We start from the raw sequence: 20,141 nt of genomic DNA, 5'->3' as shown, positions 1-20,141 counted from the left end.
ATGTGGCCCCTACCGATACATGCCCCGATCAGGGCAGCCAGCGCTGAACAAACCTGACGACGCGCTTGACCATCGGGTTATCAAACAATCTGGGAGAGAAATAGGCCCCCGCTGCGCGTTTGTTGATTTCACCAATGGTGGGATAAGGCGAAACCATCGCGGCAACATGTTTCATTTTCAGCTTGTTTGCGATGACCAGCGACCAAAGATTGATCAGCTCTCCCGCCTGATGGCCGGCAATCGACACGCCAACGGGACGGCCCTTCAACACCATGACCTTTATCAGGCCCGCAGTTTTGCGTTCCGCAATCAGCCGGTCATTGTGCTCAAAGTGGAACCGCACCACCTCCAGCGTGTCGCCATGCGCCTCGCGCGCCTGTGCCTCTGTCAACCCGACCTGCGCCAGTTCCGGCGCGGTATAGGTTGCCCAGGGGATATGCGCGGTGCTGGTCTTGGCGGCAGGCCAAACAGCGCCGAGCGGATGATGATCCCCGCGTGATAGCCCGCGACATGGGTGAATTGCAGCCCCCCCGCCACGTCGCCAATGGCATAGACCTTTGGGTTTGTGGTTTTCAGGCTGGCGTCGACCTTGATCCCGGTCCGGGTGGTTTCGATCCCGGCCTTGTCCAGATCCAGGCTGTCGGTGTTGGATTTGCGCCCGACCGCCACAAGCAGATGCGAGCCTTTGAAAACGCGGCCATCCTTGGTCTCGACCTCGATCGCGCCGGCCTGTCCACGGATTTCGGCCGCAAGCGCGTCTTCGGCGATCTCGATTCCCTCGGCACGCAATTGGTCCAGCACAATGGCGGCCATTTCCGGGTCATCCTTGCCCAGGGCCTTCTGGCCTTCGATCACCGTCACGGCACAGCCCAATCGGCGATGCGCCTGCGCCATCTCCATGCCAATCGGCCCGCCGCCAATGATCATAAGGTGATCCGGCCGCTCCCGCAGATTGAACAGGGTTTCATTGGTCTCATATGGCACCTTGTCCAACCCCGGAATCGGCGGCACCAACGGCGAAGATCCGGTGGCAATCACGATCCGGCGCGCAGTGATCAGATGATCGCCGGCCTGCACCTCGGTCGCGGAGATGAATTTGCCAAACTCGCGGATCACCCGCACGCCCAGATCTTCGAACCGGTCTTGCGAATCGACCGGCTCGATCTGGGCAATCACATCGGCCACATGATCCTTGGCCGCGGCGTAGTCGACCTGTGGCACGGCATCGGCAACGCCATATTGGCTGGCATGGGCCTGACCATAGGCGGCCTTGCCGCTGGCAATAAGCGCCTTGGACGGCACGCACCCGAAGTTCAGGCAATCACCGCCCATCTTGTGGCCTTCCAGAAGGGTGACATCTGCCCCCATCTGAACTGCACCCGCCGCAACCGACAGCCCGCCGGACCCCGCGCCAATGACCAGAATATCTGTTTTGATCTTTTGCATGGGTCAGATCTCTTTCTTGCCGCGCACGGCTTTGATGATAATGGGCAGGGCGGCCAGCACAGACAGGCCAAGCAAGGGCCCCAGAATTTGCGGTTCCCACAACAGGCTGAGATCGGGGCTCTCGCCGCGATCGAACACCGCGCCCAGACCCACACCGATCGAGGTAAAGACAATCGCGCCGGGAATGATGCCCACGGCGGTGGTCCAGACAAAGTTGCGGAATTTCACGCCAACCAGCGCCGGCACCAGATTGGCGACAAAGAACGGCACCGCCGGCACCAGACGCAGCAACAGCAGGACGCTGATTTCATTGTCGCGCAAGCCATCCTTGATCCGGGCCACTGCTCCTTCGGAGGTTTCAAGCTTTGCCGTCAAAGACGCGCCCACCCCCCATCGCGCCGCGAGAAAGATCAAAGTGGCGCCAATAGTGGCTGCCAGCACATTGAACGCCGATCCCGCCGCCAGGCCGAACAGGAACCCGCCCGTGACAGAGGCCACCGCCGCACCGGGCAAGGAAAACGCCACGATCGCCACATAGATGCCGACAAAGGCCAGCGCGACCAGGGCAAAGTGACTGTCACGCCAGCCCAACAACAGCTCGCGATTATCGCGCAGCGTGTCAAACGTCAGATAGTCCCGCAGGGTGAAAAACCCGATGACCGCCACCAAAAGAATCGCGATGAGCGGCAAATGTCGGGCCATGCCCGGCTTGGGCGAGGAATGCGAGGAGGTCATATCTGTCATTTTCTTTGTTTCCGGGGGCTGATGTTCTTGTGTCTGGCCAAAACATGGGCTCTGCACCAGTGTCGAAACAGCAAGATCACACCCGCTTGATCCTTGGTGATGGGAAACCTTGGTTTTCCGCCCGGATATGACGATTCTGAAACATTCCGCGCCATGCCACGGCAAAAAATATTGCAGTCTCGGGCAAATGGGTGCTGACAGTGTTTGACTTGGGTGCAAAGCCCCCCTATAGTACGGGCTTCAAATTACCGGCCTGCGCGATTCCGCGTGCAAATGCACTCTGCCTATTCGTATGTGGCCCAGAATTCGGAGACGGAGCGATGAAACGCACCTACCAACCCTCGAACCTCGTGCGCAAACGGCGCCACGGTTTCCGTTCGCGTATGGCCACCAAAGCCGGTCGCAAGATCATTAATGCCCGTCGCGCACGTGGCCGCAAGTCGCTGAGCGCATAAGCTCTCACGATTTTATCATGATGACACCGCCGGAGGCCCCCGAAACTGGCAGCGATGCCACGCCGGGTTGTCCTGATCCGGCGGTTTTGTCGTCTGCGGACCTGCGGGTTCTGGCAAAACGCGCGCAGTTTCTGGCTGCGGCCCGCGCGCGGCGTCAGGGCACTGGTGGCTTTCTGATTCAGGCCCGCGATCGCCGGGACGACGATCCTGTGATCGGCGTCGGCTTTACCTGTTCCAAGAAGGTCGGCAATGCCGTCGCCCGCAACCGCGCCAAACGCCGGTTGCGCGAAATCGCGCGCCTGATGCTTCCGCAATTGGGCAAACCGGGCTGGGATTATGTCCTGATCGGCAAGGCCGGTGCCACCGGAAGCCGGGATTTCCAGGATCTGCAAAGCGATCTACGCTATGCCCTGCGCAAGGTGCATGGCGGCAAATGAGCCCGCTGGCCTGGGTTCTGGCGCTTCCGGTGCGGCTCTATCGCCTGCTGTTTTCGCCCTGGGTCGGGCACAATTGCCGGTATCACCCCACCTGTTCGGCCTATGCGATGGAAGCCTTGGAAAAACACGGCGGATTGCGCGGAGGCTGGCTTGCGCTGCGGCGCATTCTGCGCTGTCACCCCTGGGGGCGTGGCGGCATTGACAATGTCCCGGATTAACCACGATTGAGACCCGGCAATGCCAGAGCCCCTTGTTATGCTTGCCAGCCCAGCTGAAGCCGCCTAAACCCGCCCCATGCTGGACCATTCCGACGAAATTCACCCGCTGTTTGCCAATGCTCCGTCCACAACGGAGTTCAAAAAGCTGCGCAAGCGTATTGTCCGCCAAACGCGCGAGGCCGTGGAACATTTTGCCATGGTCGAACCCAGTGACAAAGATGGCAAACGGCCCAAGTGGCTGGTTTGCCTGTCCGGTGGCAAAGACAGCTATACGCTCTTGGCGGTTCTGTATGAATTGCAGTGGCGCGGTCTCTTGCCGGTCGACATTCTGGCCTGCAATCTGGATCAGGGCCAACCGGGGTTCCCGGCCACCGTCCTGCCGGAATTCTTGCAGAAGATGTCGGTGCCGCATCGGATCGAGTATCAGGATACCTATTCGATTGTCGTCGACAAGGTGCCGCAGGGGCGGACATTCTGCGCATTATGTTCCCGTTTGCGACGCGGCAACCTTTATCGCGTTGCCCGCGAAGAAGGCTGCTCTGCGGTTGTGCTTGGCCATCACCGCGACGATATTCTTGAAACCTTTTTCATGAACCTGTTTCACGGTGGCCGATTGGCGACAATGCCGCCGAAACTGGTCAATGAAGAGGGCGATCTTTTTGTCTATCGTCCGCTGGCATTCGTGGCCGAGGCCGATTGTGAGAAATTTGCCCGTGCGATGGCATACCCGATCATTCCCTGCGATCTGTGCGGCAGCCAGGACGGGTTGCAACGCCAACAGGTCAAACAGATTCTGGATGGCTGGGAAAAGAACAGCCCCGGCCGCTGGCAGGTGATGTTCCGCGCATTGATGAATGCCCGGCCCTCGCATCTTCTGGATCCGAATTTGTTTGATTTCGCCGGCTTGATGCGAAAATCCGAACAATTCGACACAAAGACTGATGAGGTCCCGCAGCTGCGTTAACGTCTGAGTGATCTACAAGCGTCTAGGTTGCGTTTGTGGTCCTTTTTCTCAGACGGAAACTCTCATGCCGGTATCCATATCGTCCATGTCTCGTACCCCGCGGCGGATCCTGCGTGATCTTACGGCAAGTCCCTTTGTTCCCGCATTATTTCCTGTTTTGGCTCTTGGCGGGTTCTGGCTTGGCGGCGAATTGGTGCTGGCGGTGACGGCAATCGGTGTGCCGCTGGTTTGGCTGCTGATTCTCGTGTCCGGCGCGGGACGCCCTTCCCCGGCAATGCGCGATGAAATTACCGGGTTGGAGCTGAAAGAAGGTTTTGAAGCGCGCGCAAACGCTGTGCTCGCGGACTGCAAGGCCTCTGGGCGCACCACAGCATTCTTCATGATAGAAGTGGACGATTCCGCGGATCTGGTTGAACGATTCGGCGGTGCGGCCTGTGATCGGGTGATGGATACATTGGCCAACCGGCTTCGCACGTCGATGCGTGGCCCGGACAACTTTGTCCGCCTTGGCGACTGGCGGATTGGCGTGTTGCTGGCACCGGTGCGGCGCATTGATCTGGAAACCACGGTGCAGATGGCCGCACGTTTGCAGGCCGAGTTTGAAGACCCGATCCGAATCGACAACGCCCCTGTTTATGCCTCTGCTTGCATCGGGTTCTGTCTTGCCGCCCGCGCGCCCACTGGTGGATCGGAGGAGTTGATTGGCGCGACCGCCGCCGCCCTGGATGAGGCCCGCCGCCATGGACCGGGCGCAATCCGCGCCTTTTCCCCCGATCTTCAACGCAACCGCAATCAGCGCGTCGCTTTGATTGATGAAGCAGCCAAAGCCCTGGATGACGGCCAGATTCACGCCTGGTTCCAACCGCAGATTTCTACGGAAACCGGCAAAATCACCGGGGTCGAGGCGCTGGCGCGGTGGCTGCACCCGGTCCGGGGCTTGATTCCGCCTGCGGATTTCCTGCCGACCCTGGACAGTGCCGGGTTGTTGGAACGGCTGGGCGAGGTCATGTTGTACAACGCGCTGACAATGCTCAGAGATCTGGATAGAGACGGCATCGTGATCCCAAGCGTTGGTGTCAATTTCACCGAAGATGAACTGCGCAATCCCCGGCTGGTGGAACGGATACGGTGGGAGCTGGATCGTTTTGACCTCGGGCCGGAACGCCTCTGCGTGGAAATCCTGGAACATGTGGTGGCGGGCGCGCCGGACGACATCATTACCCGTAACATCGCCGATCTGGCGGCTTTGGGCTGTGATATTGATCTCGATGACTTTGGCACCGGCCATGCCTCGATCACCTCGTTGCGCCGATTCGCCATTGATCGGTTGAAAATAGATCGTTCATTTGTCGTCAAATGCAACTCCGACCCGGATCAGCAACGCATGATCACGACCATCCTGACCATGGCGGACAAACTGGGCCTCGATACCCTGGCCGAAGGGGTCGAAACCGTAGGCGAAAACGCGCTTTTGTCGCAATTGGGCTGCCGTCATGTGCAGGGCTACGGCATTGCCATGCCAATGCCGGTCGAAAAATTGCGCGACTGGATTGCTGATCACAACAGCCGAATTGCCCGCCCACCGCGGATCTCTCCGGTGCCGGACAAGGCCCAGCGTCGCCACGAATAGTCGCATTCCGTGTGAAAACGACACTCTGCCCTTGACCTTTGCCCCCCGCAACTGTTGAACCCGGCCTGATACACAAAGGACAGGTGGCGGTCCCTCATGGACGATCAGAACAAGAATCTCATTCTCGCAACCGGGCTCAGCTTTATCGTGATCCTGATCTGGTTCGTGTTGTTTCCTCCACCCGAAGCCGAGGTGACGGAACCGGCAACGGTCCAAACCGAGATCGATGGCGGCGCAGGCGCCCCATCTGTTGACGGCGTGGCAGAAACCCCGAGCGCAGCCCCAGGCACAACCCCGGTGACCGAAGACACCACCGCGGATACGGCGACAGATGCACCGCGCATCATGATCGAAACCGCGCGCCTGTCAGGCAGCATTTCGGCCCTCGGCGGACGTATCGACACGCTGGCGCTCAAGGATTACCGCGAAACGCTGGACGAAGGTGCACCCATCGTCAGCCTGCTCAAACCCGTGGGGCAACCCGGTGCCTATTATGCGCTGTATGGCTGGGCCCCCGGTCAGGGCCTGAACAGCGGCGACGTGCCCGGCCCGAACACGGAATGGCAGGTTGATACCGGCAGAACCCTGAGCGAAGACACGCCCGTGACCCTGACATGGGACAACGGCAAGGGTCTCATGTTCACGCGCGAAATCGCTGTGGATCAGGATTATATGTTCACCATCACCCAGAAGGTGGCAAATTCCGGCTCCGGCACGGTCTCGATGGCGCCTTATGGTATCCTCGCGCGTCATGGCGAGCCTGCGGATCTGAAAAACTTCTTCGTGTTGCACGAAGGGGTTGTGGGCATGGCCGATGGCGAACTTAGCGAAATCAGCTATGACGACATGACCGATTTTGACGTGCTGCCGTCCGAGGGCGCCCAGGCCGAAGTCATGCAGGTCAGCGAAAATGGCTGGATCGGCTTTGCCGACCACTATTGGATGACCACGCTGGCCCCCGCGCCGGGCAGCGCATTCAAAGCGGCCGCAAAATACGACGCACGCCGCGACATCTATCAAACCGAAACTGTGCTGCCGACCCAGACCCTCGCATCCGGGGCCGAAATTTCGGCCACGACCCAGCTTTTCGCCGGTGCCAAGGAATGGGAAACCATCCGCGAATATCAGGCCGATGGCGTCCAAGGCTTTATCGATTCGATTGACTGGGGCTGGTTCTTCTTCCTGACCAAACCGATCTTTGCCGTCCTGCATTGGCTGAACGGTGTGATTGGCAACATGGGCTGGGCGATTATTGGCCTGACCTTCCTGATCAAGGCGCTGTTGTTCCCGCTCGCATATAAATCCTATGCGTCGATGGCCAAGATGCGCGAACTTCAGCCGGAAATGCAGAAGATCAAGGAACGCGCAGGCGACGATCGCCAGAAGCTTCAGCAAGAAACCATGGCGCTCTACAAGAAGGAAAAGGTCAATCCGGCCGCCGGCTGTCTGCCGATCCTGTTGCAGATCCCGATCTTCTTTTCGCTCTACAAGGTGATTTTCGTCACGCTGGAATTGCGCCACGCGCCATTCATCGGCTGGATCAAGGATCTGTCCGCCCCCGACCCATCGTCGCTCTACAACCTTTGGGGCCTCCTGCCTTGGGGCAATCCGGAACCCGGATCCATCCTTGCCCTGGTCTTTATCGGCATTCTGCCGCTGCTGCTTGGGATTTCCATGTGGCTGCAACAAAAGCTGAACCCGGCCCCCACCGATCCGACGCAACAGATGATCTTTGCCTGGATGCCATGGGTGTTCATGTTCATGTTGGGCAGCTTTGCATCGGGTCTTGTGGTGTATTGGATTGCCAACAACACCATCACCTTCAGCCAGCAATATTTGATCATGCGCAGCCACGGCTACAAACCGGACTTGTTTGAAAATATCAAAAGCACGTTCCGGCGCTCCAAGTCTGGCAAAAAAGCCGAGGAAAAAACCGGAAAATGACAGGATATGTGACACAGATCCTGCGTCACCCGATCAAGAGCCATGGCCGAGAGGCCGTGGCTCAAGTCACTTTGACGGCAGGGCAAACCATGCCTTGGGACCGGGTCTGGGCCGTAGCGCATGACGCCAGCGACGCAGATGGAACGCAATGGGCCGCCTGCCGCAACTTTTCGCGTGGGGCCAAGGCGCCGGGACTTCAGGCAATCACCGCGGAACTTGACGAAACCCAAAGAAAAGTCACGCTGCGCCACCCTGACCTAGGCCAACTGGCATTTTCACCAGATAGCGAAGGTGCGGAACTGATTGCCTGGTCCAAACCTTTGATCCCAGAGGGGCGCGCCGCCTCTGCACGTGTCGTGCAGGCACACTCACGCGGTATGACCGACAGCGACTATCCCTCGGTGTCGTTATGCAACATGGCGTCGCACCGGGCGGTCTGTGATCGTGTCGGCCGCGATCTGTCGATCCATCGGTGGCGCGGCAACCTATGGTTTGACGGCTTGGCGGAATGGCAGGAATTTGACTGGATTGACCGCGAGGTGCGCATTGGCACCGCCGTCGTGATCCCGCGCGAACGTACAACCCGATGTCTGGCCACCCATGCCAATCCCGACACCGGCGCACGTGACATAGACATGCTGGCCACGCTGGACACCTGGGGTCACCGGGATTTCAGCGTACTGGCAGAGGTGGTGCACAGCGGTGACATTGCCTTGAATGACAAGATCGGACTCGCTTGATGAAACTGCCCTTTCCCATTGTCGCCGAACCAGACGATTACGCCCGCGAAACCGGGCGCAAATTGTTCGCCAGCGAAAAAGACTTTGTCAAAGGCGTGGTCGCCATGTCCGGCCTGCCGCCCGATGACCTGATCGAGATCTGTTTTGCCGGGCGTTCCAACGTCGGAAAGTCTTCGTTGATCAACGCCTTGACCGGCCGCAAGGGGCTGGCACGCGCATCAAACACGCCGGGGCGCACCCAGGAAATCAACTTTTTCACGCTTGGCGACAGCCACTATCTCGTCGACCTGCCCGGCTATGGCTATGCCAATGCGCCGCTGCCGGTGGTGGAAAAATGGCAACGCTTGTTGAAACAATATCTCTCCGGTCGCCAATCCCTGCGCCGCGCCTTCGTGCTGATTGATGCCCGCCACGGCATCAAAAAGGTGGACGAAGAAATCCTGACCCTGCTCGACAAAAGCGCCGTCACCTTCCAGGCCGTGCTGACCAAAACCGACAAGGTCAAAGCCGCAGAACGCGACAAAGTGCTGGATCAGGTGCGAAGCAAACTGGCCAACCATCCCGCCGCCTTTCCCGAAATCATCGTGACCTCATCGGAAAAGGGGGACGGCATCGAAACCCTGCGATCGGTGATTGCGGGTCTGATCTGAACGCCCGCCTTCATCTGACCTAAAATATCCCGGGGGGTCAGGGGGGCTGGCCCCCCTTCTTCCAAATCCGGCATCTGTGCTGCCTGTCGCGGGTGACAGCCCCCAAATTGTCCGCCGTCGATCCGCGCGCGGCGGGTAAGACGCACAATCACCACTGTTGGGCAAACCAATCCCCTTGCACCAATGCCCGCAGCTTGGGATAACAGCGCTCCATAAGGGACGAAGGATGAAAAAACAGGACATGAACCGCGATTGGATCGCCACCGCCCGCACGTTGAGCCAGGCCCTGCCCTATATGCAGCGCTACTCTGATGCGATTGTTGTCATCAAGCTGGGCGGTCACGCCATGGGCAGCGACGAAGCGATGGAGGAATTCGCCCGCGACGTCGTCCTGATGCAGCAGGTCGGGGTCAACCCGGTGGTGGTGCATGGCGGCGGGCCGATGATCAACGCGATGCTGGACAAACTGGGCATCGAATCCAGTTTCGTGAACGGCAAACGCGTCACCGACAAGGCCACTGTGGACGTGGTCGAAATGGTGCTGTCCGGTCTGGTCAACAAACGTCTGGTCCAGGCAATCAATTCCCAGGGCGGCAAGGCAGTGGGCCTTTCGGGCAAAGACGCCAATTTGATTGTCTGCGAACAGACCAATCCAGATCTCGGTTTCGTGGGCACGCCGGTTCAAATGAACACCGCTGTCCTGCATGACATGTTCCGCTCAAACACCATTCCGGTGATTGCGCCGCTCGGCACCGGCCGCGCGGGCGAGACATTCAATATCAACGGCGACACCGCCGCCGGTGCAATTGCCGGCGCGCTCAAGGCGGATCGCCTGTTGCTGCTCACTGACGTGGCCGGTGTCAAAAATGACGCGGGCGAGGTTGTGACCGAACTGACCGCCGCCCAGATCCGTCAGATGACCCAGGATGGGGTCATTGCCGGCGGCATGATTCCAAAGACCGAAACAGCGCTGGACGCCATTGATCGCGGCGTGCGCGCGGTGGTGATTCTGGACGGACGTGCCCCCAATGCCTGTTTGCTGGAATTGTTTACCGAACATGGTGCCGGCTCGCTGATCCGCGAAGTGCCCAAGACGTGATTTGCCGCCCGTGGCGTATCGGGTATGTCGACCGCTATGGAACATGAGACGACCCTGCGGCTCGGCATCTTTGCCGGGCTCTTTCTGCTCTTTGCCGCGCTGGAGGTTCTGGCCCCGCGCCGCGCACGACGAAATCCGCGTGCCCGGCGCTGGCTGACCAATTGGGGCATGACATTGGCCAACAGCGTTTTGCTGCGGGCGATGGCAATTGGTTTGCCACTGTTGGCGGTGGGGGCCGCAGTGGACGCCACGGCCCAGGAATGGGGACTGTTCAACAGGCTGGGCTGGCCGATCTGGATTGAATTTCTGCTGGCCATTCTGGCGCTGGATTTCGCCATTTGGCTGCAACATCTGATCACGCACAAGGTGCCGGTGCTGTGGCGTCTGCATCGTGTGCACCATGCTGACACTGACCTCGACGTTACCACCGCGATCCGATTTCACCCGGTGGAAATCGCGCTTTCCATGGGGTTGAAGATCGGTTTGGTCTACTTGTTGGGGCCTTCGGCCATTGCCGTAATTGTGTTCGAGATCCTGTTGAACGGCACGGCAATGTTCAATCATGCCAACATTCGCTTGCCGCTGTCGTTGGATGCGGTGTTGCGCCGGGTCTTGGTCACGCCAGACATGCACCGCGTCCACCACTCGATCCATCGGCATGAACATGACAGCAATTACGGCTTTGCCCTGTCGATCTGGGATCATCTGTTTCGCACCTATCGCGCGCAACCCGAGGCCGGGCATGATACCATGACCATCGGCCTGGAATGGCAGGACGCACGCCCAACCAAACTGGGGTGGAGCCTTTGGTTGCCCTTTATGAAACGCTAGCCGCCGCGGCAGAGGCCCGGCATCTGCGCATCATGGGTGGGTTTCACCCCACTCCCGGCGGTAGCGCGCCAGAGGGGTGCCAAACTTTGTTGATGATTGGCCCCGCCGAACCGGCGTTCTGGCCGGTCTTTTCGGCCAGTCTGGAAATGCAGGACGACGCGCCAGATCCGCTCGACAGATGGTCCAAAAGGGTGCTGGGTGCATGGGCTGCGGAGTTGGGCGCAAGGGCCTTGTTTCCGTCGGATGGGCCGCCCTATGCCCCCTTTATCGCCTGGGCCAAGGCCACAGGCCGGGTCTGGAATTCACCAACCGGGATTTTGGTACATGACCGGGCGGGATTGATGGTCTCGTTTCGCGGTGCGCTGGCACTGAACACCCATCTGGTCCTGCCCAAAACACCCCCCTGCCCCTGTGATACCTGCGTGGAAAAGCCCTGTTTGACCGCCTGTCCGGTCGCCGCGCTGAACGAGGCCAGCCAATACGACGTGCCGCGCTGTAAATCCTATCTCGACACCGTTGCGGGACAGTCCTGTATGACACGCGGCTGCGCCGTACGGCGTGCCTGCCCGGTGTCTGAGGCCTATAACCGGGCGGAGCCGCAATCCGCCTTTCACATGCGGAGCTTTCATCCAAAATGACCCTGCGATTGATCCTGATGCGCCATGCCAAATCCAGCTGGGACATTCCGGCGATGGACGATCATGCGCGACCCCTGAATGCGCGCGGCGACAAATCTGCCAGGGCGCTTGGCGATTGGCTGCGCCAGAAATCCTATCTGCCGGATACGGCCCTCTCGTCCGATTCTGTCCGCACCCGGGCCACCATGGCCGGGCTGGCGTTGGATTGCCCGGTCCGATTTACCCCCGGCTATACCACGCCGACCCCATGACGATGCTGATGGAATTGCGCCAGACTACCGGGCAATCTGTACTGATGATTGGCCATAATCCGGGAATTGGTGTGTTTGCCGATCGCATTCTGGTCACCCGCCCGACGCACCCGAATTCACGGATTTTCCGACCTGTGCCACCCTGGTGGCGGAGTTCCCACAAGAAAAATGGGCGGAGGTGGAATTCACCACCGCCGCCCATATTGATTTCGTGATCCCAAGGGAGCTGACCTAACCAGCCCCCAAATCGGGATTAATGCCCCAGAATCTGGCTCAGGAACAATTTGGTCCGCTCGTTCTGCGGATTGTTAAAGAACTCTTCCGGCTCGTTCTGTTCAACGATCTGGCCGGCATCCATGAAAATCACCCGGTTTGCCACCTGACGGGCAAAGCCCATTTCGTGGGTCACACAGAGCATGGTCATGCCCTCTTCGGCCAGTTCAACCATGGTATCGAGCACTTCCTTGATCATTTCCGGATCAAGCGCCGAGGTCGGTTCATCGAACAACATGATGCGCGGACGCATACACAGCGACCGGGCAATAGCCACCCGCTGTTGCTGACCGCCCGAAAGCTGGCCGGGGTATTTATTGGCCTGATCCGGGATCTTCACCTTTTCCAGAAAATGCATGGCATTTTCTTCGGCTTCTTTCTTGGGCGTCTTGCGCACCCAGATCGGCGCCAGGGTACAGTTTTCCAGGATCGTCAGATGCGGGAACAGATTGAAGTGCTGGAAGCACATGCCCACTTCTGACCGGATCTTGTCAATGTTTTTCAGATCCGAAGACAGATGCGTGCCATCCACGGTGATCGAGCCTTTTTGATGCTCTTCCAACGCGTTGATACAGCGGATCAGGGTCGATTTGCCCGAACCGGACGGCCCGGCGATCACGATCCGTTCCCCGCGATAGACCGTCAGGTCAATGTCACGCAGAACATGGAACGTCCCGTACCATTTGTTCATCTTTTCAATCTGAATCGCGACTTCATCAGAGACTTGCATTTGAGGTTGTGCAGCTTCAGCCATATCCAAACCCTCCTGTTAATGATGGTCGGTCTGAAGCTGACGCTCCAACCATTGGGAATATTGCGAAATTGAATAGCAGACGATGAAGAATAGGAAGACCGCAAAGCCCCACAGTTCCCAATAGACGCCGTTCCATTCAGTTGAGGCAAGGATCGGTCCCCGGATCATGCCAACCAGGTCGAACATCGAAATGACCGACACCAGGGTGGTATCCTTGAACAGGCCCACCGCCACGTTGACGATACCGGGGATCGAGATTTTCAACGCCTGCGGCATGATGATCAATCGGGTCGCCTGGGCATAATCCAGCCCCAGCGAATCCGCCGCCTCGTACTGGCCGCGCGGCAAGGCCGCCAATCCGCCACGGATCACCTCGGCGATATAGGCCGAAGAAAACGCAGTGATCATGATGATGACGCGGATGATCAGGTCAAAAGAGGTGCCCGGCGGCAGGAAATACGCCAGAACCACGTTTGCGACGAACAACAAGGTGATCAGCGGCACACCGCGAATGAATTCGATGAACAGCACGCAGATCCATTTGATGATCGGCATGTCCGACTGTCGCCCCAGCGCCAGCACGATCCCGATCGGCAGGGACAAGGACACGCAGACCACGCCAAGGATCATGTTGAGCATGAAGCCCCCCATGTCGCGTGACGCCACCGGTTCCAGCGCCAGAAAGCCCCCGGCCGCATTGGCGATAAAGCCACCGATGAACCAGGCCACCGCTGCCGCCACCACAAAGGCCAGCGCCCCCATGGCAAAGCTTTGGTATTCGACCTTCTTGAAGGCCATGTAGCCCGCAACAAATCCCGCCAGCGCCATCAACGGTGCGATGATGGTGCCGCCCCAGATCAGCCAAAAGGCGACAAAGGGGTAAAGCATGGTGATGTACAACATCTTGCGCGGCAAATGGTTGAACAACACCGGCGCAGCCGCCCCGCCCAGCAGGACAAAGGCCAGGATCAGCCGCCAATATTGGTCAGGCGGATATTTGAAACCAAACAGAAGCTGGTTCCAACGCTCTGTCAGGACCGAAAAACAGCCCCCCGTCGCGCCTTGCAGGATATCGCGGCATTCCGCCAGCGAATCCGTGGTCCAGATCCCGCCCAGGAACCAGGGCAACGCCCCGGACAAAAGACGGTAAATTACCAACACCGCGAGGAGGGTCAGAATGGTGTTGAACCACCCCTTGAACAGGTTTTCGCGCATCCAGTGAACAACGCCGGTTTGCGACGCCGGAGGTGTCTGTTGCGGTAGCATGGTGTCGCGGACATAGGCGACAGTCTGTGCATGTGTATCACTCATGATGTGCACTCCTTTGAACCGGCCATGATCAGCGCTCCTTCAGTTTGACGGCGTTGTTATAGACGTTCATCAGCGCCGAGATGGCGAGCGAGATCGTCAGATAAAACAACATCAACAAAAGCACGCATTCGATCGCGCGGCCCGTCTGGTTCAAGGTAATCCCACCCAATGTCCCGGTCAGATCCATGTAGCCGACGGCGATGGCCAGCGAAGAGTTCTTGGTCAGGTTGAGGTATTGGGAAATCAGCGGCGGAATGATCACCCGCAGCGCCTGGGGCAGAACCACAAGGTTCATGATCCGTCCCGGCCGAAGACCCAGCGACGCCGCCGCTTCGGTTTGGCCCTTGCTGACCGCAAGGATACCCGCGCGGACGTTTTCGGCAATAAAGGCAGCGGTATAGATCGACAGCGCAAACCAAAGCGCGATCAACGACCCCCGCACCGTGATCCCATCCGTGAAGCGGAAATTGCCAAGGTAGGTCTGGTCCAGCGCCAGCGGCGCGCCATTGCGGATCTGGTCCGACAGGGCCACCGCCGGTGTGTCCGATGCCGCCGCAGCCGCAGTTGCATCGCCAGCGGGCAAGGAGATCATATTGCATTCGCCCGCGTCGAAACCGGCCTTGGCGGCGTCCTGGCTGGCGAAATATTCGGTCTTCATCTTCAGACCGCCGGGGTTGCGCATGTCCATCGCGCTGGTGTTCAACCAGGCGGCTTTGGCCGTCGCAGACTCGGTCGCGCCTTCGACAAGACAATAGACCGGGCGGAACTTGCCCTCGATCGCCGCATCGGAAAACGCGCTGAGGCTGACACCCGGTTGCACCAGATCCGTGGCCACCACCAGGTTATGCTTGCTGGCGCCGACAGTTACCGAGATCGCCGCATACACCAAAAGCGCAGGCGCAAACAGAATGACAAAACGCGGCCAACCCGGCAGCACCTTGCCCTCGTCAAACAGTTTTTTCTTGACGTGACGGCCATAGGCCACAACGCCGATGATCGAGGCAATCACCACCAAAAGCAGCAATCCCGCCCCGAAACCACCCACAACACCGGGGGTGAACACCCCCTGGCTGGTGAAAGCGATGCTGTCCAGCACCATCGAGGCACTGGCATCTTCACCACGAAAACTGCGCGGGCCGGGCATGCTGGCGGTCATCACGAAAAAGATGATCAGGATCCAGATCAGCACCGGCACATTGCGGAATATTTCGACATAGATCGACATCAGCTTGCGCACGAGCCAGTTGTTCGACAACCGCAAAACCCCGACAAACACACCGATAATCGTGGCCATGATACAGCCCAAAACCGCCACCAAAAGCGTGTTCAGCACCCCGACGACCGCTGCGCGCCAATGTGTCGACTGGCTGGTATAATCCACCAACGTCTGGTTGATGTCATAGCCCGAAGGTTCGCCCAAAAATCCATAGGAAATATTGAGCCCGGCCGCTGTCAGGTTCTGAACCAGGTTCAGACCCAGATAGGCCATGGCCACGATCAGCAAAATAAGCGCTATGAATTGAAAGGTGATGGACCGGTAACGCGTGTCGTTTATCAGCTGAGAAAGCCGGAACAACTCCGCCGGAGGGTCGGAGAGAGACGACATATAATTGATCCCTGAAGGTTTCGCGCCTGGATACGGCTGGCGGTTTGCCCGCTCTGGTGCCGGTGGCGAGGTTTATTGTTGTGCCGTGATGCGACAAGGGCGCGGAAATCTTCGCGCCCTTGTCAAAGTCGTCTTAGCGGAACGGGGGCGAATACAGCAGGCCGCCGTCAGTCCACTGCGCGTTCAGGCCACGCGACAGACCGATCGGGGTGTTTTCGCCGATGTTCTTCTCGAACAGCTCGCCATAGTTGCCGCCAACCTTGATGGCATTGGCCGCCCAGTCTGCTTCCAGACCCAGCATTTCACCCAGGTTGCCCTCGGTGCCCAGCAGGCGGTTGATTTCCGGGTTGTCGGTGCCGGCCATCAGCTCGTCGATATTGGCCGATGTCACACCCAGCTCTTCTGCCGCGATCAATGCGTTCAGAACCCAGCGGCTCACGTCTGCCCAGTCGTTGTCGCCGTGGCGCACAAGCGGGCCAAGCGGCTCTTTGGAAATGATTTCCGGCAGAACAACGTGGTCACCAGGATTTTCGAATGCAGCGCGCGTCGCGGCCAGACCCGAAGCATCGGTGGTGTAAACGTCGCAGGCCCCTTCCAGGTACAGCGGCTGTGCTTCGGCATTGGTTTCAATCGGAACCGGCTCGTAGCTGATGTTGTTTTTGCGGAAGAAGTCCGCAAGGTTCAGCTCGGTTGTGGTGCCGGTCTGAATACAAACGGTTGCGCCGTCCAGTTCCTTGGCCGAGCTGACGCCCAGATCCTTGGGAACCATGAAGCCCTGACCATCATAGTAGTTGATGCCGACGAATTCGAACTTCAGGTCAACATCGCGCGAGAAGGTCCAGGTTGTGTTACGCGCCAGCAGGTCGATTTCGCCGGACGCAAGCGCGGTAAAGCGGGTTTTACCGGTGGTCGGAACGAATTCGACAGCAGTCGGGTCGCCCAGAACGGCAGCAGCCACGGCACGGCACACACCAACGTCAAAGCCATCCCAATTCCCGTTTGCATCCGGCGCAGCAAAGCCGACAAGACCTGTGGTCACACCACAGTTCAACTTGCCGCGTGCCTTTACGTCGTCAATCGTACCTGCAGCAGCTGCACCAGCAGCCAAGCCTGGCCACGGTCAACGCGCCAAGAAATACGGATTTGTTCATCATTACCTCTTCCTGTTTTTTTTGCCGTTTCATGCAAAAACGGTCTGATCGACCCCAAAGGTCGAATTGGTGTTGCAAGGAGGCCACAGCCCCCCAACAATTGCAAGTTTGGGCGATTTTCCGCAGAAACGTCAAGCCCGCCTGGGATCTATTTGCCCGATATTCAGGCGAATTCACCCAATTGACCCGAGGTCAAAGTGCAGTACTTAGGCACCAGACACGGGCTGCGTGCAAAAAGGCGGCACGTTTGAGCGCAGCCAAGGCAGTTGCCTCTTCGTCTTCGCCCCATTGCTCTTCCTGCCAGCTCTCATCGACGCGGGAAATGTCCCAAAGCAACTCAGCAGATTGATAATTTTCACTTGCCGCCAGACCGATCACCAAAGACCCCGAAAGCGACACAAGGTCATGCAGCGCGGCCAGCTGGTAGGGGGTCGTGCGGTGCACCGCCGCCCGCAGCGGCGCCAGCGCAGCCTCGGGCTGGGCCATATGCATCACACCGCTGGTCACAGACAGTTTGGCGCCATAATGCGTCTCTGCCCAGACCAGCAGAGGATCCCAGGCCGCGTTTTGACGCGCGCGCAGCTCTTCGGGCGAATCGGCGCGATAGCACAGAAGGTCGGTGCCGCCATATTCTGAAATCATTTCAGCGACTTCCGCATGCTGCACGCGCACCTTGTCGATGGCGGCATTGGCGGTGCGTGTAAAGGGCATGACGCGCGGGTCGATCACCTCTTCCACGGCGTCCCACTCTGCCTGCACGGCTTCTGCGAAACCTTGCGTTGGCAAAAGCAATGCCGCCTTGGCCGGGGTTTTGACCGGGCGACCATCCAGCGAAACGCCGAAACCGCCCTCGGCCTCGGTCACCTCAGTGGTTTTCCAGAAACGCTTGGCCTTCCAGTCGCTGATCCATTTGCCCCCCACTTCTGCGCAAGGACTGCGGGCAGTTCGGCCATGTCATCCAGGATCAGCTCGGCTGATTTCAGCGCGCTGCGCGGATGATAGCCCCAGCTGACACCGATGCCGGTGATCCCGGCCGCCTTGGCCATGTCCATGTCATAACTTGTATCGCCCACCATCACCGCATCCGCCGCCGCGACGCCGGTTTCGTCCAGCGCCGCCTGCAACATGGCGGGATGTGGTTTCGACGGATGAAAATCCGACACTTGTTCGGTCACAAAGACATTGCCCAGGCCATGCGTGGTCAAAACCGCGGTCAGTCCGCGACGGGATTTGCCGGTCGCCACCCCCAAAAGCCAGTTTTCCTGCTGACCGATCTTGTCGAGCACCTGTCGCACGCCGGGATACAGCGGCGCCGCCGCATCAGAGGCCTGTTGCGCCACATAAGCGGTCTTGTAGGCCGCAACCATCGCCGCCACATCGGCATCGCTTGCATCCGGCGCCAGCCGCGCGATTGCGACATCCAGCGACAGGCCGACAATCGAAAGCACCATGTCGCGTGGCGGCACCCGGCGACCAACAGCGGAAAACCCCGCCTGCATCGCCGCCAGAATATCAGCCTGACTGTCGACCAACGTGCCGTCGACATCGAAAATCACCAGTCGCAGATCGCTCATTGCAGGGCCTCGAACGGGTCATCGGCCGCCAGATCTTCGGTCCAGCCGAAGGTGTCGAAGGTATGTTTGATATGTTCCGGCAGCGGCGCGGAGATATCGACCATCTTGCGGGTGACAGGGTGTTCGAACCGCATGGTGCGGGCGTGCAGGTGCAGCTTGTTCGAGATGATTCCGCCCAGTTTCGCCCCCCAGCCGTCACCCTGATTTTCCTGACCAGAGCCGCCATATTTACCATCGCCGATAATCGGGTGGCCAATTTCGGCCATATGGGCGCGCAGCTGGTGCGTGCGGCCGGTGATCGGTTCCATCGCCACCCAGGACGCCCGCCCCGCCACGCGATAGAGCGTGGCATATTGGGTGATGGCGCGTTTCGCGCCGGGGGTGCTGTCGACCTCACGCGGGTGGACGGCAATCATCTTTTCGCCTTCGCCGTTGCGGCCATGACCGCCCGCCTTGACCAAACCATATTTGATCTCACCCAGATAGGGCGTCGGCACACCGGCCACCACAGCCCAGTAGATCTTGCGGGTTTCGCGGTGGCGGATTGCTGCGGTCAGGGCGCTGGCCATCTCACGCGTGCGGGCCAGAAGCAGCACGCCAGAGGTGTCCTTGTCGAGCCGGTGCACCAGACGTGGTTTTTCTTCATACCCAAAGGTCAGCGCCTCGGACATGCCATCGACATGGCGGGTCTGTTTGCTGCCACCCTGCGTTGGCAGGCCTGCGGGTTTGTTCAACACGATGATGTGGTCATCTTTCCAGATCACACAATCGCGGATCATCCGGGCATCTGCCTGGGAAATATCGGTGGCGCGTGGCGCCGGGCGGTTCAGCTCTTCGTCCGGGATCGGCGGAATGCGCACCTCCTGGCCCGCTTCGACCCGGGCCGAGGATTTGACCCGCGCCCCGTCAAGACGCAGCTCGCCCTTGCGGCACATCTTTTCGATCCGGCCCTGTGACAGATGCGGAAACATCCGCCGCAGCCACCGGTCAATCCGTTGGCCACCATCCCCGTCACCGACTATCTGACGTTGAACACCACTCATGCGAAATACCCCTTTGCGGCCATCATCCCGGCAAACAATGCCGCAATCGCCAATCCAACAGACGCCAGAACATAAAACGCCGCTGCGGTCATCTGACCGCGTTCAAACAATGCCACCGTGTCCAGCGAGAACGCCGAAAACGTCGTGAACCCACCAAGAAACCCGGTGATCACCAGCGGCGCAAACCGGGTGGCATGATACTGCGACAGCACCACCACCAACACCCCCATCAAAAACGACCCAAGCACATTGACCGCAAAGGTGCCCCAGGGAAATCCATGCCCCATCAGACGCACCACGGCCAAACCGGTCAGATACCGGGCGCTGGCACCGAGAGCGCCGCCAAGGGCCACCTGCATAAGCGTTGTTGTCATGGCGCGTC

The 20,141-nt window shown here is 59.3% G+C and carries 20 protein-coding genes and 2 pseudogenes; 12 read left to right on the top strand and 10 right to left on the bottom strand.

All coding sequences use genetic code 11. From position 1 onward, the window contains the following. Window positions 1–28: 28 nt before the first annotated feature. Together AC0L4F_RS04415 and AC0L4F_RS04410 are read right to left on the bottom strand one after the other, a co-directional pair. A pseudogene (locus AC0L4F_RS04415) lies at window positions 29–1,446 on the bottom strand (dihydrolipoyl dehydrogenase family protein). A 3-nt stretch (window positions 1,447–1,449) separates the two neighbouring features. After that, the gene (locus tag AC0L4F_RS04410; protein WP_244685753.1) at window positions 1,450–2,190 is read right to left on the bottom strand and encodes a TVP38/TMEM64 family protein; all 741 of its coding nucleotides are present in this window, start codon (window positions 2,188–2,190) and stop codon (window positions 1,450–1,452) included. A 320-nt stretch (window positions 2,191–2,510) separates the two neighbouring features. Here AC0L4F_RS04410 and rpmH point away from each other — a divergent pair, with 320 nt between their 5' ends. The 12 genes from rpmH (at window position 2,511) to AC0L4F_RS04350 (ending at window position 12,047) form a co-directional block, all read left to right on the top strand. Further along, on the top strand, window positions 2,511–2,645 hold the full coding sequence (gene rpmH, locus AC0L4F_RS04405; protein WP_244685751.1) for a 50S ribosomal protein L34: 135 nt from the start codon (window positions 2,511–2,513) through the stop codon (window positions 2,643–2,645). A gap of 20 nt (window positions 2,646–2,665) precedes the next feature. Beyond that, entirely contained in the window at window positions 2,666–3,082 is a 417-nt protein-coding gene (gene rnpA, locus AC0L4F_RS04400) for a ribonuclease P protein component (protein ID WP_244686344.1), read from the top strand. After that, window positions 3,079–3,300, top strand: a complete 222-nt coding sequence (gene yidD, locus AC0L4F_RS04395; RefSeq protein WP_244685748.1) for a membrane protein insertion efficiency factor YidD — start codon at window positions 3,079–3,081, stop codon at window positions 3,298–3,300. Before rnpA ends, yidD begins: the two co-directional genes overlap by 4 nt. Before the next feature lie 76 nt (window positions 3,301–3,376). Next, the gene (ttcA, locus tag AC0L4F_RS04390) at window positions 3,377–4,264 is read left to right on the top strand and encodes a tRNA 2-thiocytidine(32) synthetase TtcA (RefSeq protein WP_244685746.1); all 888 of its coding nucleotides are present in this window, start codon (window positions 3,377–3,379) and stop codon (window positions 4,262–4,264) included. Between the two features lie 64 nt (window positions 4,265–4,328). After that, window positions 4,329–5,894, top strand: coding sequence for a putative bifunctional diguanylate cyclase/phosphodiesterase (locus AC0L4F_RS04385; protein WP_244685744.1), 1,566 nt, complete (start codon window positions 4,329–4,331; stop codon window positions 5,892–5,894). Between the two features lie 96 nt (window positions 5,895–5,990). Then, window positions 5,991–7,838, top strand: a complete 1,848-nt coding sequence (yidC, locus tag AC0L4F_RS04380; RefSeq protein ID WP_244685742.1) for a membrane protein insertase YidC — start codon at window positions 5,991–5,993, stop codon at window positions 7,836–7,838. Then, window positions 7,835–8,578, top strand: a complete 744-nt coding sequence (locus tag AC0L4F_RS04375) for an MOSC domain-containing protein (protein ID WP_244685740.1) — start codon at window positions 7,835–7,837, stop codon at window positions 8,576–8,578. Before yidC ends, AC0L4F_RS04375 begins: the two co-directional genes overlap by 4 nt. Next, window positions 8,578–9,228: a ribosome biogenesis GTP-binding protein YihA/YsxC gene (yihA, locus tag AC0L4F_RS04370; protein WP_244685738.1), complete on the top strand. Its 651-nt coding sequence runs from the start codon at window positions 8,578–8,580 to the stop codon at window positions 9,226–9,228. Before AC0L4F_RS04375 ends, yihA begins: the two co-directional genes overlap by 1 nt. 226 nt (window positions 9,229–9,454) lie before the next feature. Then, the gene (gene argB, locus AC0L4F_RS04365; RefSeq protein ID WP_244685736.1) at window positions 9,455–10,327 is read left to right on the top strand and encodes an acetylglutamate kinase; all 873 of its coding nucleotides are present in this window, start codon (window positions 9,455–9,457) and stop codon (window positions 10,325–10,327) included. Window positions 10,328–10,363: 36 nt separating this feature from the next. Beyond that, window positions 10,364–11,158: a sterol desaturase family protein gene (locus AC0L4F_RS04360; protein WP_244686342.1), complete on the top strand. Its 795-nt coding sequence runs from the start codon at window positions 10,364–10,366 to the stop codon at window positions 11,156–11,158. Window positions 11,159–11,190: 32 nt separating this feature from the next. Further along, entirely contained in the window at window positions 11,191–11,796 is a 606-nt protein-coding gene (locus tag AC0L4F_RS04355; protein ID WP_244686340.1) for a ferredoxin, read from the top strand. Next, the gene (locus AC0L4F_RS04350; protein WP_348524059.1) at window positions 11,793–12,047 is read left to right on the top strand and encodes a SixA phosphatase family protein; all 255 of its coding nucleotides are present in this window, start codon (window positions 11,793–11,795) and stop codon (window positions 12,045–12,047) included. The genes AC0L4F_RS04355 and AC0L4F_RS04350 overlap by 4 nt, the downstream gene beginning before the upstream one ends. Before the next feature lie 253 nt (window positions 12,048–12,300). Here AC0L4F_RS04350 and AC0L4F_RS04345 read toward each other — a convergent pair whose 3' ends face one another. The 8 genes and pseudogenes from AC0L4F_RS04345 to crcB form a co-directional block, all read right to left on the bottom strand. Beyond that, window positions 12,301–13,074: an amino acid ABC transporter ATP-binding protein gene (locus tag AC0L4F_RS04345; RefSeq protein WP_280520447.1), complete on the bottom strand. Its 774-nt coding sequence runs from the start codon at window positions 13,072–13,074 to the stop codon at window positions 12,301–12,303. A gap of 15 nt (window positions 13,075–13,089) precedes the next feature. Further along, window positions 13,090–14,385 carry an amino acid ABC transporter permease gene (locus AC0L4F_RS04340; RefSeq protein ID WP_244685734.1) on the bottom strand — a complete coding sequence of 432 codons (1,296 nt, stop codon included), beginning with the start codon at window positions 14,383–14,385 and terminating at the stop codon, window positions 13,090–13,092. A gap of 28 nt (window positions 14,386–14,413) precedes the next feature. Next, window positions 14,414–15,991 carry an amino acid ABC transporter permease gene (locus AC0L4F_RS04335; RefSeq protein WP_244685732.1) on the bottom strand — a complete coding sequence of 526 codons (1,578 nt, stop codon included), beginning with the start codon at window positions 15,989–15,991 and terminating at the stop codon, window positions 14,414–14,416. A gap of 133 nt (window positions 15,992–16,124) precedes the next feature. Beyond that, a pseudogene (locus AC0L4F_RS04330) lies at window positions 16,125–17,142 on the bottom strand (amino acid ABC transporter substrate-binding protein). A 192-nt stretch (window positions 17,143–17,334) separates the two neighbouring features. Continuing rightward, entirely contained in the window at window positions 17,335–18,048 is a 714-nt protein-coding gene (locus AC0L4F_RS04325) for an ATP12 family chaperone protein (protein WP_244686336.1), read from the bottom strand. After that, window positions 18,003–18,716: an HAD-IA family hydrolase gene (locus AC0L4F_RS04320; protein ID WP_244685730.1), complete on the bottom strand. Its 714-nt coding sequence runs from the start codon at window positions 18,714–18,716 to the stop codon at window positions 18,003–18,005. Before AC0L4F_RS04320 ends, AC0L4F_RS04325 begins: the two co-directional genes overlap by 46 nt. After that, window positions 18,713–19,759 (bottom strand): RluA family pseudouridine synthase, encoded by a 1,047-nt coding sequence (locus AC0L4F_RS04315; protein WP_244685728.1) that lies wholly within the window; start codon window positions 19,757–19,759, stop codon window positions 18,713–18,715. Before AC0L4F_RS04315 ends, AC0L4F_RS04320 begins: the two co-directional genes overlap by 4 nt. After that, on the bottom strand, window positions 19,756–20,133 hold the full coding sequence (gene crcB, locus AC0L4F_RS04310; RefSeq protein ID WP_244685726.1) for a fluoride efflux transporter CrcB: 378 nt from the start codon (window positions 20,131–20,133) through the stop codon (window positions 19,756–19,758). The genes AC0L4F_RS04315 and crcB overlap by 4 nt, the downstream gene beginning before the upstream one ends. Window positions 20,134–20,141 lie beyond the last annotated feature (8 nt).

It is taken from the genome of Marinovum sp. J2-8 (assembly GCF_055808435.1).
The sequence above is the reverse complement of the archived record's forward strand: the minus strand, read 5'-3'. Positions and strand labels throughout refer to the sequence as shown.